Source organism: Thermoanaerobacterium sp. CMT5567-10 (assembly GCF_030534315.2).
Taxonomy (GTDB): domain Bacteria; phylum Bacillota; class Thermoanaerobacteria; order Thermoanaerobacterales; family Thermoanaerobacteraceae; genus Thermoanaerobacterium.
Genome location: NZ_CP130558.2, coordinates 1,741,682 through 1,763,431, shown reverse-complemented (window position 1 = coordinate 1,763,431; position 21,750 = coordinate 1,741,682). Strand labels below are relative to the sequence as shown.

The following is a 21,750-nucleotide window of genomic DNA, read 5'->3' as shown; positions in this document are numbered from 1 at the left end:
AAAAATTTTCTATATTGACAAAATAATATTGATAATATATCATATAAATGTAAGGTGATTGTTAAATGTATAACAAAATTTATTTACATCATCCAGTTCAAAGTTCAATTTATTCAAGCAATTCCTTGTTAAAACGCTTGAATAATTGGTACAATCGCCTGTAAAATAAGTGTTTATTGTTAATTTATTAACACGGAGGTGTTTATTATGGCAACGACAAAAACGGAATTAAACATTCAGAAGCAGATAGATTTACTTGTGTCAAGAGCACAAGAAGCCCAGAAGAAATTCATGTCTTACACTCAAGAGCAAATTGACGCCATCGTAAAGGCAATGGCTTTAGCAGGTGTTGACAAACACGTTGAGCTGGCAAAGATGGCCTACGAAGAGACAAAAATGGGTGTGTATGAAGATAAGATTACAAAAAACCTTTTTGCAACAGAGTACGTGTACCACGACATAAAAAATGAAAAGACAGTAGGCATAATTAATGAAAACATAGAAGAAAACTACATGGAAGTAGCAGAGCCAATAGGAGTCATTGCAGGCGTCACACCTGTCACAAACCCAACATCCACAACAATGTTTAAATGCTTAATATCCATAAAGACAAGAAATCCTATAATATTCAGTTTCCATCCAAAGGCTATAAAATGCAGCATAGCGGCAGCAAAAGTCATGTATGAAGCAGCGTTAAAGGCAGGTGCACCTGAAGGTTGCATAGGCTGGATAGAAACACCATCAATTGAGGCAACACAGCTTCTCATGACACATCCTGGTGTATCGCTAATCCTTGCAACAGGCGGTGCGGGAATGGTAAAAGCAGCATACAGCTCAGGCAAACCAGCATTAGGCGTAGGTCCTGGCAATGTGCCATGCTACATCGAAAAATCAGCAAACATAAAGAGAGCTGTATCAGACCTCATATTAAGTAAGACATTTGACAATGGCGTTATATGCGCATCAGAACAAGCTGTGATAATAGACGAAGAAATAGCAGATGAAGTAAAGAAGCTTATGAAGGAGTACGGTTGCTACTTCTTAAATAAAGACGAGATAAAGAAGCTTGAGAAATTTGCAATTGACGAGCAAAGCTGCGCAATGAGCCCTGCAGTCGTAGGTCAGCCGGCAACAAAGATTGCTGAAATGGCAGGTTTTAAAGTCCCTGACGGCACAAAGATATTAGTTGCAGAATACGAAGGTGTAGGTCCAAAGTATCCGCTGTCAAGAGAGAAATTAAGCCCTATACTTGCTTGCTACACTGTTAAAGACTACAATGAGGGAATCAAAAAGTGCGAAGAAATGACTGAATTTGGAGGTTTAGGACACTCCGCTGTAATACACTCTGAAAATCAAGACGTAATAAACGAATTTGCAAGGCGAGTCCGCACAGGAAGACTTATCGTAAATTCACCATCATCACAGGGAGCAATAGGAGATATATACAATACAAACACGCCATCACTTACGTTAGGCTGCGGTTCTATGGGAAGAAACTCAACAACAGACAACGTAAGTGTCAATAACCTTTTAAATATTAAGCGTGTTGTGATAAGGAAGGATAGAATGAAATGGTTCAAGATTCCACCAAAGATATACTTTGAAAACGGGTCACTGCAGTATCTGTGCAAAGTAAAGAAGAAAAAGGCTTTCATAGTGACAGATCCATTCATGGTTAAGCTTGGCTTCGTAGACAAAGTGACATATCAATTAGATAAAGCAAACATCGAATACGAAATATTCTCAGAAGTTGAGCCAGATCCATCTGTTGATACAGTAATGAACGGCGTAAAAATAATGAATTCATACAATCCTGACCTAATAATCGCTGTAGGCGGTGGATCTGCAATAGATGCAGCAAAGGGAATGTGGCTTTTCTACGAGTATCCTGATACCGAGTTTGAAACATTAAGACTTAAATTCGCAGACATCAGAAAGAGAGCATTTAAATTCCCAGAGCTTGGCAAAAAAGCGCTGTTCATCGCAATACCGACAACAAGTGGTACAGGTTCAGAAGTGACAGCATTTGCCGTTATAACTGATAAAAAGAGAAACATCAAATACCAACTGGCAGACTACGAACTCACACCAGATATAGCTATAATAGATCCTGACCTTACAAAGACAGTGCCACCATCTGTAACAGCAGACACAGGTATGGATGTGCTGACACACGCCATAGAAGCATACGTATCGGTAATGGCATCAGACTACACAGATGCGCTGGCAGAGAAAGCCATAAAGATCGTATTTGAATATCTGCCAAGGGCTTATAAAAATGGCAACGATGAAGAAGCCCGCGAAAAGATGCACAATGCTTCCTGCATGGCTGGTATGGCATTTACAAATGCATTTTTAGGAATAAACCACAGTATGGCACACATACTAGGCGGTAAGTTCCACATACCACACGGAAGAGCTAATGCTATACTTCTGCCGTATGTAATAAGGTACAATGCAGAAAAGCCTACAAAATTTGTGGCATTCCCACAATATGAATATCCAAAAGCAGCAGAAAGATATGCAGAAATCGCCAAATTCTTAGGACTGCCTGCATCAACTGTTGAAGAAGGCGTGGAAAGCTTAATCGAAGCTATAAAGAACCTTATGAAAGAGCTTAATATCCCACTTACGCTTAAAGACGCCGGCATAAACAAAGAACAATTTGAAAAAGAAATCGAGGAAATGTCAGACATCGCCTTCAATGATCAGTGCACAGGAACAAATCCAAGAATGCCTCTCACAAAAGAAATCGCAGAGATTTACAGGAAAGCGTACGGCGCATAATTAAAAAAGGACGGCTTTTAAGTAGATGAAACCAAAAGCCGTCTTTTTTCATCACCTTTTAGACACATACATCAAAATCTTATACAGCAAATATATTACAAAAGCCAGAGCACCGACATTTATTATTAAAAAAATAGTTGTAATTAAATCCATAGAATTTCCCCTCAATCTAAAATTGTATTATAAGTTTAAAAATTTGTCAGTATTTAAAATCGGCGATGGTTTTATTTTTTTTATTATCAGTATCTACTAAAACAATACTAAAACCATTTTCATCTTTTTTAATTTGAACTATTTCATTTAAATCTAATGGTATATTCCTATATATGTCAATGCTAAATTTCCTGTCAGAATCCGTATATGGAATAAAATTCTTTAATATTTTAGAAGTGCCATCTCTTGTATCAATAAGCTCAGTGTAATCTGAAGAAACAAATTTAATTGATATATCTCCATTCCTTGATAAAACAGGAAAAACATCTATATTACCTGAACCATTCTTTATTGAAATGTGTTTCGATGTCTTTAAATTTATCAATTCATAGTCAGCATATCGCATTCCTTTATCGCCTTTCGTCATAGCAATGAATAAGTTGCCGTAAATTCTGTTGTAGATAACCGGTTCATCTATATATGCAATTTCTTTTTCGCTGCCATGCTTATCTACTTTATAAATTTTTGTTTCTTTCATGTTAAGATTGCGATATAAATATATATTATATTTATCATCAACAGACAACAAGTATCCATTTGTTATAAATTGCGGCTGTGAATCATTTGCAATTTTATATATTTTCCCCTTGCTTTCGAAGTACAAAAGACTGCCGATGCAAATAGCATTCTGCGCTTCTACATCAAGATTTTTCGTATTTGTTTTCAGAGTCCTTAAGTCAACAATTTTAATTGTATTTCCTTCTGCTAATGTAAGAAATTTATTATCAGCAGACCATGGGTAATACTTAGTTGTGTACAATATGATATCTTTATCTATCTCAGTTTTACTCCCATCATTCAAGTTGACAACGTATGGATTATCGATATTGCCTATAATAGCATAGTTGCCATCACAGCTTGGCAGAAAAACTACATCATCTTTTCTAAAATCGTAAGATATATTGGGGATTTTGTACAGCTTGCCTTCTCTTTCTAATACCACATTGTCGCCATCGTTTAAGATGATTTTACCATTGTCTACATAAAGCAAAATAGGATCCGATGATTTATTAAAACAGTACCTGTCCAATTTAACATCAGAACAAGAAACAAAAAAAAATGAAAGAACTGTCAATATAATAAGAAAATATAACTTTGCCTTCATCATAACAGCAAATAATAACCTCCCCTCAAATTTCATCATCAAACATACTAAATTCACATGACTATTTACATAAAATCAATATAGATGGTATATATACCCTTCTTCACTTCCAGGTAATGCACCATACCTTGGGTTTATCCATATATCATAGTAATATCCTAAAGCAACATTATAATGTAAAACTTCTTTATATATATCACTTTCGTATGCCCATACGTCATATCCTGTTGATTCATATAAAGAAGCACCGCAATACTTACATGTCCACAATGTATATTTTGAACTCATAGTTTTTCCATTTTCTATCCAATATAAAATATTGTAACCTCCAGGGCTTGGCCACATCGAGTGATACCCGTCTGGACTATTTGGACAGAAAGGAACCCACTCAGGATTAATTGTATTATTTTTGTCATTCTTAGTTATGCTATTATTATGTTGTGTATTATTATCAATATTTGCTAAAACTGCTGTTGTCTGAAATAGCAAAACGAAACACAATAAAAATAATACAATTTTTTTCATACTATCAATCCTTCCTTAATTAATATTTTATCTATATTATACACTATTCTCACTTTTTGGCAACTAATTTTAATTGAAAATTTTGCGACATTTTTCAACAATTTAATGCATTAATAAATAATATTCTTCAATAATAATGAAAATTCTTAATTTAGCCATCATTAAAAAAAACGGCTCATTTAAAAGCCGTCTTTTTTTCTATATTTAATTCCCCATAAACATCCTTATATCGTCTTCTACGTTTGTAATTCCGCCAATGCCGAAGTTTTCAACTAAAACTTTTGCAACATTAGGTGACAAGAATGCTGGAAGTGTCGGTCCTAAGTGAATATTCTTTACCCCCAGGTACAGAAGTGCTAGTAATACTATTACAGCTTTTTGCTCATACCATGCAATGTTAAATGATATTGGAAGCTCATTTATATCTTTAAGTCCAAACACTTCTTTAAGCTTCAGAGCTATAACAGCTAATGAATACGAGTCATTGCACTGTCCTGCATCAAGTACTCTTGGTATGCCGTTTATGTCGCCAAGATTTAATTTATTGTATCTATACTTTGCACATCCTGCCGTCAATATAACTGTATCTTTTGGAAGTTCTTTTGCAAATTCTGTGTAATATTCTCTTGACTTCATCCTTCCGTCGCAGCCTGCCATTACAAAGAATCTCTTTATAGCTCCAGTCTTTACTGCATCAACTACTTTATCTGCCAGCGCCAAAACTTGGTTGTGGGCAAATCCTCCTACTATCTCTCCACTCTCAATTTCAACTGGCGGTTTGCATCTCTTTGCATGCTCTATTATCTCTGTAAAGTCTTTTTTTCCATCTGGGCCAGCATCAATATGCTTTACACCTTCAAATCCTACAACACCAGTTGTGTAAAGTCTATCTTTATAAGAATCCTTTGGCGGTGTTAAGCAGTTTGTGGTCATGAGTATTGGACCGTTAAAGCTTTCAAATTCTTTATCCTGCTGCCACCATGCATTGCCGTAGTTTCCTGCAAAGTGTGAATACTTCTTAAATGCCGGATAGTAGTGGGCAGGAAGCATTTCACCGTGTGTATATACGTCAACACCTGTTCCCTCTGTTTGTTCAAGCAGTTCTTCCAAATCTTTTAAGTCGTGTCCGCTTATTAAGATACCAGGATTGTTTCTGACGCCGATATTTACCTTTGTGATCTCAGGATTGCCGTATGTGGATGTATTTGCTTTGTCCAAAAGTGCCATCACATCCACGCCGTATTTACCAGCCTCTAATGCAAGTGATACATAGTCATTTGCACCTAAGCTGTCATCCAATGTTGCAACTAACGCCTTTTCAATAAACTCTGATATATTAGGATCTTTAAAGCCAAGGTTTGCAGCATGGAATGCATAAGCAGCCATACCCTTTATGCCGTAAGTTATAAGCTCCCTTAATGATCTTATGTCTTCATTTTCAGTAGCAAGAACGCCCACTGATAAAGCCTTCTCATCAAATTCGCTTTCATCTTTTGTCCATTTAGCTGCATCATGCAAATTATTTATTTCAACTCCATTATCTCTCAATTTACTTTTTATTGACTCTCTAAGATTTAAGCCTTCTTTTATTTTGCCAACGAAGTAATTTTTGTCAAAGTTGACGTTTGTTATAGTCGAAAATAGTCCATCGATTACGAAAGAATCTGTATTTTCACTGTTTAAGCCGTGTTTTCTAGCTTCTTGATTTACTATTGCTAACCCTTTTAATGTGTATATGAGCAAATCCTGAAGTCTAGCTGTATCATCAGTCTTACCGCATACGCCTCTTAATGTACAGCCAACGCCTTTTGATGCCTCTTGGCATTGATAGCAAAACATTCCCATGTTTTTTCCTCCTTCTTATTTTAAATTTATAAATAGCATATTGTTCACTATATTCAATACGCTTATTATTATATGGCACTCTATCCATTATTTCTGTGACAAATATCACAAAGCATAAAAAATAGAGGGCAAACTGTAATCCCTCTATGCTCTAACGCATAATCTATTTAGATAATATCTCATCTATTTCTTTCAATTCATCATCGCTAAATTCAAGATTATCTAGCGCTCTTACATTTTCTTCTATCTGACTTACTCTGCTGGCGCCTATTATTGCAGATGTGACTTTTCTCAAGTCCCAAGCCAAAGCCATCTGAGCAATGCTCTGGCCTCTTCTATCTGCGATTTTTTTCAATTCTCTAACTTTATTTATGTTCTCTTCAGTGAGATTTCCTTTTAAGGATGTATTTTTCTTTGCAGCTCTAGAATCATCAGGGATTCCATTTAGGTACTTATCAGTCAATAATCCTTGTGCCAATGGGCTAAACGCTATGCTGCCAATACCTTCTTCTTCAAGGACATCTGTAAGTCCATCTTCTATCCATCTATTAAACATAGAATAACTTGGCTGGTTTATTAAAAGAGGAGTTCCAAACTTTCTCAGTATTTCTGCAGCTTTTTTAGTGTCTTCAGCATTGTAGTTTGAAATACCGACGTACAAGGCTTTACCTTGTCGTACAGCCTGATCTAGTGCCATCATGGTCTCTTCTAATGGTGTATTTGGATCTCTTCTGTGGGAATAAAATATGTCAACATAGTCAATACCCATTCTTTTTAAGCTCTGGTCTAAACTAGAAAGTAAGTATTTCCTTGAACCCCAGTCTCCATAAGGGCCGGGCCACATAGTATAGCCAGCTTTTGTAGAAATCAATAATTCATCTCTATAACCTCTAAAATCCGTCTTTAAAATCCTGCCGAAATTTTCTTCTGCAGAACCTGGTGGCGGTCCGTAATTGTTTGCTAAGTCAAAATGCGTTATACCAAGGTCAAACGCTCTCCTCGCCATTGCCCTCATGTTTTCAAACACATCATATCCGCCAAAGTTGTGCCATAGTCCAAGAGATATTGCAGGAAGCATAAGGCCACTTCTTCCGCATCTTCTATATATCATATTGTTGTATCTATTTTCATCAGGTATGTAGCTCATTTTTCTCCCTCCTTAAACGATATCTTAATTTAATTATATAATAATTATTATTAAAAACAAAATATTAAACTGTAGTTTTTAAATCATAATGACGTCATAAACTTATTTCGCATTTTCTTATAAATTTCATAATCGTTACTGCTAATATTATATTTACAAAAAATAGTACAATATTAAAGACTACAAAAATAATAGGAATAAATAGCATAAAGGTGCCATAAATAACATTTAACACTGATTTAATTCTACATTTTTTCTTTCATCGTATCTCTCTAGACCATACATCAGCAATGTAGCAAAAGATACGAATGCACCGAGTATCATCCATGCAGGTTTTACTTCAACATAATTTAGTACATTTCCCATTACCAGTGGTCCAATCATATATCCTGCTCCCATGATTATTTGCAGAACTGCATTCATCCTGCCTCTGTGAGATGATGGTGTACGATTTGCTATAAACGGTGATGTGCTTATAGCCAAAATTATTTCGCCAAGCGTAAATATAAAAGTTGACAAGAAGAAAAAAGGCAATAAATTGACAAAGCCCAGCATGCCAAAACCTACCGTATACATTATTCCGCCAAGTACCGCCCGCATTAGTTCATTTATTTTTTCTGTCATCTTTGTTATTACAGGCGTAAAAGACATAACGACCAATCCATTCAAGCTTGCCATCATTCCAAAATACTTTGCACCTGCATCTTTAAACACATCAACTACCTGAATAGGCAACATAAAAGACCACTGACTATATACAAAATTGTAGCAGAAGAGAATCAAAGCAAAAAAAATTAATATAGGTCTTTTTAAAATAACTGATACAATTGAACCTTGCTCACTTTTCTCTGATGCTCTCTCATTTCCAACTATGCCTTCATCTTTAATGTGAATAGTTTCTTTCACAAAGATGATAATAAGGCAAAGGGCTATCAGTGCTGTCGTTGCATCACCTATAAAAACAAGCGGAAGGTGGTCTTTAAATAAAAAGCCTCCTATAGTAGGTCCTACTGCATACCCTGTATTCCACCCCATGTACAAAAGAGAATAAGCACTTTTTCTATTTGCTGGATTTGTGATATCTGCCACCAATGAATCATGGGCAGGACCTGTCGCAGTAAAACATGCTCCAGCTATCATTATCAAGTACACCATTGTGATCGATGGCCTTAAAAATCCAGCAATAATATATAAAGTAGCTCCTACAATATTAAAGACAGCAATTATAACTTTTCGGCCACATACATCGGCCAGCTTTCCTCCAATTATCAATGCAGGTATATATAAAATCCCTGAAATGCTTATATAATATCCAGCTTTGCTGTCGGAAAGACCTATTTTTTCTGTAAGAATTAATGTAAGCAATGGCATGACAAAACTGCCCATTGCATTGATGATTTTTGATATAAATAATATATAAATTTCTCTTGGAAGACCCATATACGGTTTGAACAACTTTTTTATATACAATTTTATACCTCCAAGGATTTTTTAAACATTTGTAACTATTGTTGTTTCATATAAAAGTGCAAAGCAGTATTTCAAAAATAAATATAAACTATTACCATAAGTGCATTAACTAATATTTTAATACATCTGCCAATTTTTATCAATAAATTAGATAACAAAAAACCTTATAGAAAAATCTATAAGGTTTTTTACGCTGTTTATCTTCTATAGCCTCTGTTGTTATTGTACTGCTGCTTTCTTGCTCTTCTGCATTCAGGACATCTTTGAGGCTCATTCTCGAAGCCTTTTTCTTTGTAGAAAGCTTGCTCGCCTTCTGTAAAGACAAATTCCTTACCGCAGTCTTTGCATACTAATGTCTTATCAGCCACAACACTTTCCTCCTTTTTAAGATTTTAAGATTTAAACAGACCACATTTCATCCTAAAAAGGGGAAATGTTGTTAAATCTCTTGTTTAAACTACGAGTTACAGTATACCACGTTTCATCACAATATGCAATACTTTTGTTTATGAAAACCAAATTTTTCTTATTCCTCACTGGTAAAATAGTCCATAAACGCCTTGTCAGCGGCGCTTACTTCCATTCCGTTAAATACAATAGTCTTTTTGTCACCATCTTCTGATATGAGAGTAAGCTTAGAATCAAATGTTGCAGGTATGCTTTTGCTGGGCTTAAAATAGTACGGTTTATAACCATCTTTAATAAGTTTCACTGCATAAGAAATCTTATCCATTCATAAAAACCTCCCATACTATTTATGATGCCCACATTTTAAAAAAACTATATTTTCTCTGTGGCAGCAATCTGCTCAAATGCTTCGCTGCTTTTTTCTAATTTTTTGAAAGCTACAGACAGCATAAGCTTGATTCTATTTAGCTGGTTCACTTCGCTGGCACCGGGATCGTAATCAACTGCCACTATGTTTGCTTCTCTGTAAAGCTCTCTTAAGGCTTTGATAACCCCTTTTCCTGTTATATGGTTTGGAAGACACGCGAAAGGCTGTATGCAGACAATGTTTGATATGCCCTCTTTCAATAATTCCACCATCTCCGCAGTAAGATACCATCCTTCGCCAGTTATGTTACCGAGAGATACTATAGGTGCTGCCAACTCTTTTAGCTCATTGAGAGTTTTCGGCGAGATAAATCTTTTACTTTTTTCTAAAGCCTTTCGCATCTCCTTTCGATAAAACTCAAGTCCTGCAATTCCTATATTTTGTAAAACTTGCCTTATCTTGCTACCTGAAAGATATTTATACTTTTCATTTGCATGATCCAGTATAAACAGCAAAAAGTCAATGAGATTAGGCAATATAACTTCAGCACCTTCTTTTTCAAGCACATCCACAATGCTGTTATTTGCGGTAGGATGGTACTTCACAAGTATTTCCCCCACAATACCAACTTTAGGCTTAATAACATTGTTAATCTCCAGATTTTCAAAATCTTCGACGATCTCATGGACATTTCTCTTAAATAATTTTAAATCACCACTTTTTACAGACTCTATGCACTTAACCACCCATTTTTCGTAAAGCTTATTTGCAGAGCCTGGTATTTTTTCATATGGCCTCACTCTAAGCAGCACGTTTTGCAAAAGGTCACCGTACACAAGACCGATAAAAGCCTTATTCAAAAGACCTGGTGTTATTTTAAATCCAGGATTCTTCTCCATTCCTACAAAATTCAATGATATGACGGGTATATTTTCAAAACCAGCATCTTTTAAAGCCTTTCTTAAAAAACCTATGTAGTTTGTAGCTCTGCAGCCACCACCTGTCTGCGTGATTATGACAGATGTATTGTTGAGATCGTATTTTCCAGATTTCAATGCTTCAATCAATTGCCCTACAACTATTATAGAAGGAAAACATGCATCATTATTAACGTATTTTAAGCCTTCTTCAACCGCTGGCTTATCAATAGCAGGAAGAACTTCCAAATTATAACCTGATACATTAAATGCTTCCTGCAAAAATTGGAAATGTATCGGCGACATCTGTGGTGCTAATATAGTGTGCTTCTTCCTCATTTCGTCCGTAAACAGTATTCTCTTCATTGTATATGAAGTCTTACTTCTTTTCTCATCTTTTCTTTCATTGATAACAGCTATCAATGACCTTATGCGTATCTTTATTGAGCCTACATTTGTGCCTTCATCAATCTTTATAAGCGTAAATATTTTTTCTCTGGAGCTTAAGATTTCCTGCACCTGATCAGATGTGACAGCATCGATGCCACAGCCAAATGATGTAAGCTGTACAAGCTCTAAGTTTTCACTGTCAGCCACAAAGCTTGCTGCTTCATAAAGCCTTGTGTGGTACATCCACTGGTCAACTACCCTAAGCTTTCTCTCAAGTTTGCCTAAATGTGCTACAGAATCCTCCGTCAATACTGCCACACCCAATGACGTTATTATTTCTGGTATGCCGTGGTTTATTTCCGGGTCTAAATGGTAGGGCCTACCTGCAAGGACTATTCCTCTTTTCCCTGTGTCATGCAAATACCTCAAGACTTCCTGTCCTTTTCTTGCGATATCATCTTTTACTCTTTTATCTTCATCAAATGCTTCTTTTAAGGCATTTTCCACTTCACCTTTTGATACGCCGAAAATTCTCAATTCTTCGTAAAGCCTTTTGGCAAGCTTCTCTTTGTCATCTAAAGCCAAAAATGGATTCATAAATAAAATGTCTTTTTCTTTCAACACATCCATGTTATTTCTAATTACTTCAGCGTAAGATGACACAATTGGGCAGTTGTAATGATTGTCTGCATCTTCATAAACATCTTGCTCGACAGGTATGCATGGATAAAATATCGTCTTTATACCTTTATTTATCAAGTTGACTATATGTCCATGGACAATTTTCGCCGGATAGCATGCGGAATCTGACGGTATTGTATCCATACCTGATTCATAAAGCTTCTTTGAAGACCTGTCAGACAATATGACCCTAAATCCAAGCTTTGTAAAAAATGTAAACCACAGCGGATAGTTTTCGTACACGTTTAAAACTCTCGGTATACCAATAGTACCTCTATATGCCTCGCTTTCACTTAATGGTTTATAACCAAATATCTTTTTGTATTTATAGTCGTAGAGATTTGGTATATCTTTATTAGTTATCTCCTTTCCCGCACCTCTTTCACATCGGTTGCCAGATATAAATACTCTTCCGTCATTGAATTTATTTATAGTAAGAAGACATCTGTTTGTACATTTATTGCATCTACCGCTTGACACTTCCGCGGTAAAGCTTTCGAGCTTGTCTTTCGTAAAGATTGTGCTGATGCCGCCACTGTACCTTTCCTTTGCAATAAGAGCTGCACCGTATGCACCCATTAGCCCCGCAATCTGAGGCCTTACAGCGTTTCTACCTGTAATAAGCTCGAAGCTTCTCAATATGGCATCATTGAGAAATGTGCCGCCTTGAACGATTATCTTTTCTCCCAGCTCTTTCGGATCTCTTATCTTTATGACTTTGTACAAAGCGTTTTTTATGACAGAGTATGAAAGACCTGCAGAAATATCCCCCAATGATGCTCCTTCCTTCTGTGCCTGCTTTACCCTTGAATTCATAAAGACAGTGCAGCGGGAGCCTAAATCAACTGGGTTTTGAGCTGTCAATGCAGCTTTCGTAAACTCATCGATTGACATATTTAGAGATGATGCAAATGTCTCTAAAAATGAGCCACAACCTGATGAACATGCTTCGTTTAACATTATGCTGTCGATTATGCCGTCCCTTATCCTTATACACTTCATATCTTGTCCACCTATGTCAAGTATGAAGTCGACGCCAGGCAAAAAATGCTCTGATGCCTTGTAATGAGCGATTGTCTCTATCTCCCCTATGTCTACCATCAAAGCTGCTTTAATAAGGCTTTCGCCATATCCTGTGACAGTGGAATTGGCTATAAATGCGCTATCAGGCATCTTTTCGTATATGTCTAAAAGAACTTTTATAACAGAATTTAGCGGATTTCCTTCGTTGCTGCCGTAGTAAGAATAGACAATTGCACCATCTTCATCTATCACAACTAATTTTGTTGTAGTAGAACCTGCGTCTATTCCTAAAAATAGGCCACCTTTAGCATCCTTTATGTCTTTTTCCAAAATATCAATGCCTTTGTGCCTATCTTTAAATTCATTGTACTCATTTTCGTCTACAAACAGCGGTCTTAATCTCTCCACATCATTTTTCACTTTGTATGGAATCGTATGTACTCTATTGTATAAATCTCTTAATGTAATGATCTCATCATTTTTTGTAGAAAGTGCAGCACCTATTGCAACTGATAATTGTGAATTATCAGGGACGATGACTTCATCTTCTTTTAAATCTAAAGTCTCTATAAACCTCTTTCTAAGTTCAGGTAAAAAGTACAAAGGACCACCTAAAAATGCCACATTGCCCTTTATAGGCCTGCCACAGGCTAATCCGCTTATTGTCTGGTTTACAACTGCTTGAAATATTGATGCTGCTATATCTTCTCTTGCAGTGCCTTCATTTAAAAGAGGTTGAATGTCTGTCTTTGCAAAAACACCACACCTTGCTGCTATTGGATATATAACTCTGTAATTCTTGGCAAGCTCATTTAAACCTTGTGCATCAGTCTTTAAAAGCGATGCCATCTGGTCTATAAATGCACCTGTGCCGCCAGCGCAACTGCTATTCATCCTCTGCTCAATAGTACCATCAAAGTATGTAATCTTGGCGTCCTCACCGCCTAATTCTATGACCACATCTACCTCAGGGAAAAACCTCTCAACAGTCTTTGTACCTGCGATTACTTCCTGCACAAATGGCATATTAAGCCATTCGGATACAGCCATACCGCCAGAACCAGTAACCGCGGCAGATATGACAAGGTCGCCAAACTTGGAATACGCATCATCCACCAAGTTTACTATAGTATCTTTTATGTTAGAAAGGTGTCTTTCATATCTTTTGTATATAACTTCATCATTTTCATTTAAAATGACTATTTTGGCCGTAGTAGAACCTACATCGATCCCTAAATAGTGCAAATTTCTATTCACTTCAATTTCTCCTTTAAATAAATGTATGTAATTATCAATATATAAATAGATTTAATTATAAATAATTCCTTAAGTTTATGTTAGCACTATTTAGTACAAAAACAAAATTCTTATTTACATATCACTCTAAGCTGTATCTAAAACCTAGCAGTTAGAAAAACCGTTCAATGTCAAATGAACGGTTTTCTTACATTTATCTTGAGATTGTTTTTACTTTAGTCTAACCGTAAAATCGCATGATATGGGAGAGTCAATCTGTGGACCATCATTTACAAAAGAAATGTAGTAATTGTATGCAGGATCCAAATTGTAAAATCTTGTTGTCCACCAGCCAGTATTAGAATTTGTTGAAAATTGATCCGAGCTCATTACAAACTTATTCGTGCCGGCTTGATAAACATTAATGTGCCATAACACATTAGCAGGATAGTCAGCTTTTACATTCCAGTCTACATATAGCTGTGTGGAACCATTTGTGAAAAAATAGTAGTTTGAAAAAATTTCAGTGTTAACTCCACTGAAAGAACCATCATAAGGAAGATTTGTTCCTTTAGTCGGCCGACTAAGGGACATAGGATTAGCTGCATTTAAAGAATCCGCTTTTTGTAATGTCATTTTTGTGGTTTCAGAAGCTGGTTTAGCATTTTCTTCAGTTGAAACAGTTATTTGGTTACTGATTATATCCACATTTGAAGGAACTTGCCTCGAATATGTCATTTTTGTCGTCTCAGACGATGGTTCAAGATTTTCTACATTCGAGACAACAAATTGTTTACTACCTGTATCCATTTTTCCTCCTTTTGAAGCAAATGAAGTCCCACTTAAGCTTAAACTTAAGATAAACATCAAGATTAAACATATTGATACTCGGATTGATTTTCTGTTCATTTTAATTTCACCTCCTTTCGGTAGTAAAATATTTCGCAAACATTATCAGTAAATCTTTGATTTTATTATATGCTAATAACTTATATCTTCCCGACCTGGAAAGTACATCAAATCTGCATTAAATTCTTTGTACAGATTTTTATCTTTCACATCCATCGAAGATGTAACTTTTTTATCAGGACCAATTACATCCCACGTATCATCGCTTTTTAAATGTATTGCACCTAATAGCTTATTATCTTTAAAGGCGCATATTAAAGGCTCTACATTTGTATCTGTACTTATAGGAAGGCTTAAAATCAATACGTCTTTGTATTTTCCAACAGGCGTTATATCTTTAGAATAGTCTGGTTTAAAGCTTCCTTCTTTCACGATGCTTCTACATTCTTTCGCAACATCATCAAGCAAAATTGCTTTTTTTGTCTTAAGATCGACTTCACCTAATGTTTTGAAACATTGGATGTAGTATTTAGAACCCACAAGCATTGTATTATTTGGACAAGGTGTATAAACAACACCATCACCAGGAAGCCTTATCTCATCCCAGCTTATCTTGTCAATGTTGTCTACATTGCACTTGGCAATATATATATTGGAATGTGTCTCAAATGGATAATCAAAGATAAATGTTATATTACCTGTTTTGCTGTCATAATCTATAAAGCATGGTTGATTATATTCACCTACTGTAATGTCATTGCCTTTGTCATCCTTCGTTTTATACAGAAATGGTACATTCTTTTCCATTACATCGCTACCATTGTGTAAGTATAATGTATAGTTTTTTACTTTTTTAATTGGTTCAGGATTGTCATCCAAATTCCCTTTAGCTTCAATGTCCTTGCCGTATACCATACCCACATCATTGCCTTTGACAAAATCTACCTTGTCTTTATATTCATCTGTTGGATAAGAAGTCTTTCTCAATACTATCCTGCCATCTCCATCCCAAAATAAAGGTGTGACAAAATTGGGGTCTTCTGAGATATAGACCGTCTTTTCAGTTAAATTTACTTTAGCGTTATTCAAATCCCAATAAGCTAACATTGCCGAATGTTTATTATCTGGCTCATTTGTATATATCAAAAAAGGTATTTTTATCTCTTCAATGTCGCTCTTAGGGCTTTCTTTTTCTGTGACTTTAGTATTGTCTACAGTATAACAACCTGTAGCAATAAATATAAGTGCAAAGACCATCAAAAAAAACTTTTTCATAAAGAACAAAAACTCCTTCCTAAAAAATTCATATAAAGAAGAAGCAAAATAAGCTTCTTCTTTATATGAATTAAAAACTCATTAATCTTAATTCCACAGAACATAATATTCATAGCCTGATACATTTGAGTAATTTACTTGATTCCTATCATTTGTATGTCCACTAAATTGCCTTGTTAAGGAGATTTCCAATTGATGATAAAGATAAACGACAAAAACAAAAGATTTAAAACTAATACAACCAAAATGATAGATAACAACCATTTAAAAAATTTATCCAAACCCATTCACCTCAGTTCTTCCAGACATCGCCGTTTCGAGTAACGCTTACTCTTAGATCAACATACTCATCTTGTATTCTGGAAAAAGCGTTTTTCCAAATCTTTTAATTTCGACCTTAAAATGCTTTCATCCATATGTTTTATCTCAGCAATCTCGCTAAATGTGATTAAAGACATGCCTATGCCCCAACGCATTCTTAATAATTCTTTTTCTTCTTCGGAAAATTCTTTTGTTATCTCAACAAAATTTTCTTTGATAAATTTCAACAAGTTTTCAAATCTATCCTTTTCATATGGTTCCGTTGGCTGTTCATCTTCAGTTATAACTATATTTTCTGATTCAATACCATTTTCTATTTTTTGAAGTATTACTTTTTTCCTTCCACAACCCTTAATCACAGCTATACACCGCCTACATTTCTTTATGGCCAAATATGTATTTGACCTTATATCTTTTTTAGGTTCTTTGTGAAAATTAGCACTCCGTTTAATGACTTCATTTTCCCAGTTTCCAGCACTAATTTGTTATTTCCCTTTTTTAAACCAATTATGCAAAAACAAGAACAATTTATATAGAAAATATAATATTATTATAATCAGAAATAAATTAACTGTGGTAAATATAATAGTCACAATGTTCATTGATGACATTAATGCAGCCCTCCTTTAAGGATTTGTAAAAGTATTATATCAAGTCCATCTTTGTCGCTTTATATATACAGTCCTTTACATTTTTCACGTTTAATATTTCAAAAATCTTGTTTTTATGGTATTTTACATTGCTTATTGACCTCATGATTATTCTTGCAATCTCTTCATCCGTCTTTCCTTCCGAAGTCAGCTTAAGAATCTTTAGCTCTACTTCTTCAAATTTTCCTTTTATCATCTCTTTTTTAAGCGCTGCATAATTGTATTCTATATATTTTGCCATCAAAAACACCATAAACACGCATTCATCAGTAAGTCCATTCATACATGAAATATCGATTACACCTATCAATTGCCCTTTATTGTCAAAGACAGGTACAGCTATGCAGTCTATCTCCCTGAGGCACTTAAGATAATGTTCATTCTTTTTGACAAATGCAGCTTCTCTTTCGTTTAAAGCGATCGATACTGCATTTATTCCTGTAAATTCTTCTTTCAATGGAACACCTATATTTAAATAAGAAAAACTACTTTTGTTAGCACAATCAAATCTATTATTACGCCATTTTCGTCTGTCAATAGACATGTATAACTTTTAAATTCGCCATTAATCTTAGATATTTCATGAATGCTTTTTCTAAAGGCTTTAATTAGCAACTTCTTCTCATCGGAAATGTAAAAATCTGATACAAACATAAACGGTTTTGCGTCTTGATGAAGTCCCCTTCTTGTACATCTTCTCCATGCTTCATCAAACAAATGTTTATGAGTATCATATTTTATAACTTCATATTTCATCTCGATCTCCCTTATTACAATAAAGTTAAAATATTAACAACTTCTAAAATGTGCCAAATTTATTTTTGTATTTTTCTATAATCATATTTCTATAAAAATTTTTAAATTCCTTTTTATGTAACCAAAACTTAACATTTCTTAATAAATTCTTAATGTTTTTAATAATTTTTTTAATTTTTCTGCCGGCATAAATAAAGGACAGATTAATATCTGCCCTTTGGAAATAATCATTAATTGCTACCATATCTGATTAGTGAATTTTATTTGCCACATTATTTATATAGTCCGCCATAAAAGATACTTTTCTAATTCCTCTTTGAATCATAAACCCCAATATTAATCCAATAATATTCAATATGACATCATTGACATCAGATGTATGATTGGGATACTTTGTCAAATAATCAATAGTAAATTGAGCAATTTCTATAAATACTGAAACACACAAACCCAACAATAGCGTATAATTAAATTTGTTCATATTTCTATATATTATCGGTACAAAAAAGCCAAACGGAATAAAAAGTATAATATTCCCAACCACATTTTTTATAACTATATTAATTGGCTGTAATCTCATAAGAATTATTATATCTTTCATAGGAACAATATTTACATTTGGAGTATAATTAGGCATAGGTGGATAAAATGTAATCGGGAAAAACACTATACTTATTAGTTCAATTGCATATATAATAAACCCTGCCATAAATGTGACTATAACAATATTTTTTGTCGACTTAAATTGTTTTATAATAAAAGGAATGAAGAAAATAAACAAAATAGCTTTTAATCCTATCGGAAAATTTATCCCCAAAATAATCCATCTCCCGAATATAACTTAAATTAAAATGACATGGTTCATTTAACTTGTACAAAATAATTCAAAACTTCGCTTTTAACTTTATTGTACTTATTTACTTCATCTTTGCTGTATCCGCAAAAATCGTACTGTGATATTTGCCCGTAAAATTCCTGGCTATCCGATACGACTTTAGTAAGCAGATGGTCATTCACACTGTACTTATCAATTCCATTGTTATGAGATAATACGTAAATATTTTTATTCTTATAATACGGATTGTATCTTAAGTAATTGGTGTATGGCCATTTCTTCAAAAACAGTATGTATTCCTCACCATCCTTCATGAGGTTATATCCGCAGTATATGTAAAATAAATTATGAGTAAAATCAAAATAAGACGGTTCAAAAATATAAACAGTAGTATCTTTGATATCTTTATCACCTTTAAATACAATATCTACTTTAAATTGTCTCATCGTCGCACCATGCAAATACATCTTTTCATCTAATGCTTTTCCTCTAACTACGACATCAGAATCATTTATAAGATTCGAAAGTGATAAATTGTCTTCGCTAATTGTACCTATACGCATTATCTTAAACTTTTCTATGTCATTAACTCCCACACTATTAGCATTTATAAAGGATGTGCGCACTGCAAAGCCCACAATAAAAGCTACAGCAATAAAAATTAACATTATCGAGATATATTTTTTATTCATCTCTTATTTCACTTCCTGCATCGTATATTTTCCCATCATCTACCTTATACTTATAATCGCAAAGAATATCAATGTCCTCCTTTATATGGCTTGCTATTAATACAGTTGCACCTCTTTCCTTTTCTTCTAATAATATCTTTCTTACAATATTTACTCCATCTTCATCAAGAGCGTTTGTAGGCTCATCGAGCACAATTAGCTGTGGCCTCTCCATTATTACCTGCGCTATTCCAAGCCTCTGTTTCATGCCTAGTGAATATTTCTTATACGGTCTTATATCATCAGGGTCTAATCCCACTCTTTTTATAGCATTTTTAATCTCCTCATCATCAATAATATTTTTTATTGACGCTAAAAATTTTAAATTCTGAAATCCTGTCCATTGGTTCCAGAATCCTACATTTTCTATTATCAATCCAAGACTTTCTGGAAATGAAACATCTTTACCAATTCTCTTGCCAAATACTATAACTTCACCTTCAGTGGGTTTTATCAAGCCACATATAGCTCTAAAAAGCATTGTCTTTCCCGAACCATTTCTTCCATGAAAGCCGTATATTTTTCCACTTTCAATCTCAAGATTAACATCTCTTAATATATGTCTACCACCTATTGTCTTTGTCAAATGTCGTATTTCTATAGCCTTCATACTAAAAAACACCTCTTTACTTTAATATTTATCAGTTATCTCTATCATTCTTATAACTTTGATTCCCGTAAAAGCCGCTAATATCAAATATGCACCCAATATAAACAAGGACCACCAAACATTAAATCCAGATATTGTAGACATATTGAAAAGACTATTGTATTTTGCTAAAAAACTGTCATCATGCCATACAAGTACTGTCTGAAGTGCAGGATCTAATTTTATAATTAAATTTTGAAAGTTACCTATCCAAACAAATGCAGGTATATGAAATACCGCGAAAATGAACAAAGTAAATACCATAGACATTTCTGCATTTGCATAAAGTGATAATATGTTTGCTAATAAAGCAAATATCAACGTTGTAATTACATTAAGAACAACAGTCGCCGCAAATATCAACAAAAAGCTTCCAACTGAGTCAACATTAAACCCTTTTATAATCCCAACAATTGATATGACAGCAGTAATAGAAGCATAATATGCCAATATATACCACATCAATTTAAATAATTTGTTTATAAACCAGAGTGACCTGTTGTCTTTTCTTGTAAAGACATACACAGAGCAAATTCTAAAATCCTCATAGAAAAAATCTCCCATGATAAAAAACGTCAATAACTTAGGTGCAAAATATATGATGTACAATGTAAACCAAAAAGTCATATTCTCTTTCGGATACGGCAAAAAATTATTTGTGAATGATACCAGCATCTCAAGCGACATATCTCCAAAAGATTTCATGTAATTTACCCAAAATAAAGCAGATAAAAAACCGATAATTACTGCGGCAACAGTAAAAATAATTACCTTTCTAATTTCAAATCACCTCTATATAGATCAATTCTCTTTAATATTTCACCAGATGCGCAGTATAAAGATATAAACAGTGAAACAAGGTAAACAATGTATATCGCTGACAGCAATAAAAATCTTACTGCAGAAAAATTAAATGACATAATAAGCTGAGTCATCATTCCGGAAACTATCACAGCATATCTATCAAAATGCAAAATCATCAAAATATAGTCAATGGCGCCTGCAAAAAAGCCTGCAGTAAATCCTATGTACTGCTTTTTAGTCACAAATGATGAAAAAAGGAATATGAGCCCTACTATCAAAAAAATCATGTATTTTATCACAAGATCTACAGCTATAAAAACAAGTGATTTTGCATTTAAAATATCTAGCTTTTCTACATGCATGATAACAAGTATAATTATAGGTATCTCAAGAAGTATAACGTAAAGCAACGTATCAAGTGATAAAAGTTTAATCTTGTCTTTCCACCAAAAGTCAATGTTATTAAACTTTGAAAATATCAAATAATCATTTAAAATATCCTCCATACCAACTATTATAAGAAATACAGGTATGTAATAGAGTGCAAAATATCTTACGTGCGAAAACTGCATATATAGCTCACTAACATGAGTTTTACTTATTAATTCCATCTGTTGGCTTACAAGTATCATCATTCTCACAGTAAAGATTGTTACAAGTAAATACGCAAATATGCGATTTTTCATGCCTATTAGCAATATTTTACGTAGCTTCATCTAAATCTCATCCCTATTAAGCTTATTGAAAAGTACAATAGTACACAGAC

General features: G+C 34.2%; 20 protein-coding genes. 1 reads left to right on the top strand and 19 read right to left on the bottom strand.

Annotated elements, in window-relative coordinates; genetic code table 11:
• Positions 1-207 precede the first annotated feature (207 nt).
• Entirely contained in the window at positions 208-2,787 is a 2,580-nt protein-coding gene (gene adhE, locus Q2T46_RS09120; RefSeq protein WP_303263220.1) for a bifunctional acetaldehyde-CoA/alcohol dehydrogenase, read from the top strand.
• Between the two features lie 199 nt (positions 2,788-2,986).
• On the opposite strand, the gene Q2T46_RS09115 is transcribed toward adhE, so the two are convergent.
• The 19 genes from Q2T46_RS09115 to Q2T46_RS09025 all read right to left on the bottom strand — a co-directional run bounded on the left by Q2T46_RS09115 (position 2,987) and on the right by Q2T46_RS09025 (position 21,700).
• Positions 2,987-4,105 carry a hypothetical protein gene (locus tag Q2T46_RS09115; protein WP_311062231.1) on the bottom strand — a complete coding sequence of 373 codons (1,119 nt, stop codon included), beginning with the start codon at positions 4,103-4,105 and terminating at the stop codon, positions 2,987-2,989.
• Between the two features lie 75 nt (positions 4,106-4,180).
• Entirely contained in the window at positions 4,181-4,630 is a 450-nt protein-coding gene (locus tag Q2T46_RS09110; protein ID WP_303263222.1) for a hypothetical protein, read from the bottom strand.
• Positions 4,631-4,834: 204 nt separating this feature from the next.
• Positions 4,835-6,475 (bottom strand): hydroxylamine reductase, encoded by a 1,641-nt coding sequence (gene hcp, locus Q2T46_RS09105; RefSeq protein ID WP_303263223.1) that lies wholly within the window; start codon positions 6,473-6,475, stop codon positions 4,835-4,837.
• 163 nt (positions 6,476-6,638) lie between these two features.
• Positions 6,639-7,622 carry an L-glyceraldehyde 3-phosphate reductase gene (mgrA, locus tag Q2T46_RS09100; RefSeq protein WP_303263224.1) on the bottom strand — a complete coding sequence of 328 codons (984 nt, stop codon included), beginning with the start codon at positions 7,620-7,622 and terminating at the stop codon, positions 6,639-6,641.
• 228 nt (positions 7,623-7,850) lie between these two features.
• Entirely contained in the window at positions 7,851-9,062 is a 1,212-nt protein-coding gene (locus tag Q2T46_RS09095; RefSeq protein ID WP_399388584.1) for an MFS transporter, read from the bottom strand.
• A 227-nt stretch (positions 9,063-9,289) separates the two neighbouring features.
• A complete protein-coding gene (locus Q2T46_RS09090) occupies positions 9,290-9,460 on the bottom strand; it encodes a zinc-ribbon domain-containing protein (RefSeq protein WP_015312673.1) in 171 nt (56 codons plus the stop codon).
• 158 nt (positions 9,461-9,618) lie between these two features.
• Positions 9,619-9,825 carry an XkdF gene (locus Q2T46_RS09085; RefSeq protein WP_303263228.1) on the bottom strand — a complete coding sequence of 69 codons (207 nt, stop codon included), beginning with the start codon at positions 9,823-9,825 and terminating at the stop codon, positions 9,619-9,621.
• 47 nt (positions 9,826-9,872) lie between these two features.
• Positions 9,873-14,135, bottom strand: a complete 4,263-nt coding sequence (locus Q2T46_RS09080; protein ID WP_303263229.1) for a 2-hydroxyacyl-CoA dehydratase — start codon at positions 14,133-14,135, stop codon at positions 9,873-9,875.
• 210 nt (positions 14,136-14,345) lie between these two features.
• Positions 14,346-15,023, bottom strand: coding sequence for a hypothetical protein (locus Q2T46_RS09075; protein ID WP_303263231.1), 678 nt, complete (start codon positions 15,021-15,023; stop codon positions 14,346-14,348).
• Positions 15,024-15,095: 72 nt separating this feature from the next.
• Entirely contained in the window at positions 15,096-16,238 is a 1,143-nt protein-coding gene (locus Q2T46_RS09070; protein ID WP_303263232.1) for a hypothetical protein, read from the bottom strand.
• Between the two features lie 347 nt (positions 16,239-16,585).
• Positions 16,586-16,918, bottom strand: a complete 333-nt coding sequence (locus tag Q2T46_RS09065) for a hypothetical protein (protein ID WP_303263233.1) — start codon at positions 16,916-16,918, stop codon at positions 16,586-16,588.
• Between the two features lie 286 nt (positions 16,919-17,204).
• Complete coding sequence (locus tag Q2T46_RS09060) at positions 17,205-17,753, bottom strand: response regulator transcription factor (protein ID WP_311062230.1); 549 nt, start codon at positions 17,751-17,753, stop codon at positions 17,205-17,207.
• Positions 17,681-17,965, bottom strand: a complete 285-nt coding sequence (locus Q2T46_RS09055) for a hypothetical protein (protein WP_303263236.1) — start codon at positions 17,963-17,965, stop codon at positions 17,681-17,683. Before Q2T46_RS09055 ends, Q2T46_RS09060 begins: the two co-directional genes overlap by 73 nt.
• A 43-nt stretch (positions 17,966-18,008) precedes the next feature.
• Positions 18,009-18,209 carry a hypothetical protein gene (locus Q2T46_RS09050; RefSeq protein ID WP_311062229.1) on the bottom strand — a complete coding sequence of 67 codons (201 nt, stop codon included), beginning with the start codon at positions 18,207-18,209 and terminating at the stop codon, positions 18,009-18,011.
• 6 nt (positions 18,210-18,215) lie between these two features.
• Entirely contained in the window at positions 18,216-18,782 is a 567-nt protein-coding gene (locus tag Q2T46_RS09045) for a VanZ family protein (protein ID WP_303263237.1), read from the bottom strand.
• 44 nt (positions 18,783-18,826) lie between these two features.
• The gene (locus Q2T46_RS09040; protein ID WP_303263239.1) at positions 18,827-19,492 is read right to left on the bottom strand and encodes a hypothetical protein; all 666 of its coding nucleotides are present in this window, start codon (positions 19,490-19,492) and stop codon (positions 18,827-18,829) included.
• The gene (locus tag Q2T46_RS09035) at positions 19,485-20,141 is read right to left on the bottom strand and encodes an ABC transporter ATP-binding protein (protein ID WP_303263240.1); all 657 of its coding nucleotides are present in this window, start codon (positions 20,139-20,141) and stop codon (positions 19,485-19,487) included. Before Q2T46_RS09035 ends, Q2T46_RS09040 begins: the two co-directional genes overlap by 8 nt.
• Positions 20,142-20,162: 21 nt before the next feature.
• Entirely contained in the window at positions 20,163-20,885 is a 723-nt protein-coding gene (locus Q2T46_RS09030; protein ID WP_303263241.1) for a hypothetical protein, read from the bottom strand.
• Between the two features lie 62 nt (positions 20,886-20,947).
• Positions 20,948-21,700: a hypothetical protein gene (locus Q2T46_RS09025; RefSeq protein WP_303263242.1), complete on the bottom strand. Its 753-nt coding sequence runs from the start codon at positions 21,698-21,700 to the stop codon at positions 20,948-20,950.
• Positions 21,701-21,750 lie beyond the last annotated feature (50 nt).

Bases quoted from the DNA above. Each gene is read 5' to 3' on its own strand.
- adhE (WP_303263220.1), top strand. From the start codon at position 208: ATGGCAACGACAAAAACGGAATTAAACATTCAGAAGCAGATAGATTTA.
- Q2T46_RS09115 (WP_311062231.1), bottom strand. From the start codon at position 4,105: ATGAAGGCAAAGTTATATTTTCTTATTATATTGACAGTTCTTTCATTT.
- Q2T46_RS09110 (WP_303263222.1), bottom strand. From the start codon at position 4,630: ATGAAAAAAATTGTATTATTTTTATTGTGTTTCGTTTTGCTATTTCAG.
- hcp (WP_303263223.1), bottom strand. From the start codon at position 6,475: ATGGGAATGTTTTGCTATCAATGCCAAGAGGCATCAAAAGGCGTTGGC.
- mgrA (WP_303263224.1), bottom strand. From the start codon at position 7,622: ATGAGCTACATACCTGATGAAAATAGATACAACAATATGATATATAGA.
- Q2T46_RS09095 (WP_399388584.1), bottom strand. From the start codon at position 9,062: ATGGGTCTTCCAAGAGAAATTTATATATTATTTATATCAAAAATCATC.
- Q2T46_RS09085 (WP_303263228.1), bottom strand. From the start codon at position 9,825: ATGGATAAGATTTCTTATGCAGTGAAACTTATTAAAGATGGTTATAAA.
- Q2T46_RS09075 (WP_303263231.1), bottom strand. From the start codon at position 15,023: ATGAACAGAAAATCAATCCGAGTATCAATATGTTTAATCTTGATGTTT.
- Q2T46_RS09070 (WP_303263232.1), bottom strand. From the start codon at position 16,238: ATGAAAAAGTTTTTTTTGATGGTCTTTGCACTTATATTTATTGCTACA.
- Q2T46_RS09060 (WP_311062230.1), bottom strand. From the start codon at position 17,753: ATGTCTATTGACAGACGAAAATGGCGTAATAATAGATTTGATTGTGCT.
- Q2T46_RS09055 (WP_303263236.1), bottom strand. From the start codon at position 17,965: ATGAAATATGAAGTTATAAAATATGATACTCATAAACATTTGTTTGAT.
- Q2T46_RS09050 (WP_311062229.1), bottom strand. From the start codon at position 18,209: ATGGTAGCAATTAATGATTATTTCCAAAGGGCAGATATTAATCTGTCC.
- Q2T46_RS09040 (WP_303263239.1), bottom strand. From the start codon at position 19,492: ATGAATAAAAAATATATCTCGATAATGTTAATTTTTATTGCTGTAGCT.
- Q2T46_RS09035 (WP_303263240.1), bottom strand. From the start codon at position 20,141: ATGAAGGCTATAGAAATACGACATTTGACAAAGACAATAGGTGGTAGA.
- Q2T46_RS09030 (WP_303263241.1), bottom strand. From the start codon at position 20,885: ATGAAATCTTTTGGAGATATGTCGCTTGAGATGCTGGTATCATTCACA.
- Q2T46_RS09025 (WP_303263242.1), bottom strand. From the start codon at position 21,700: ATGAAGCTACGTAAAATATTGCTAATAGGCATGAAAAATCGCATATTT.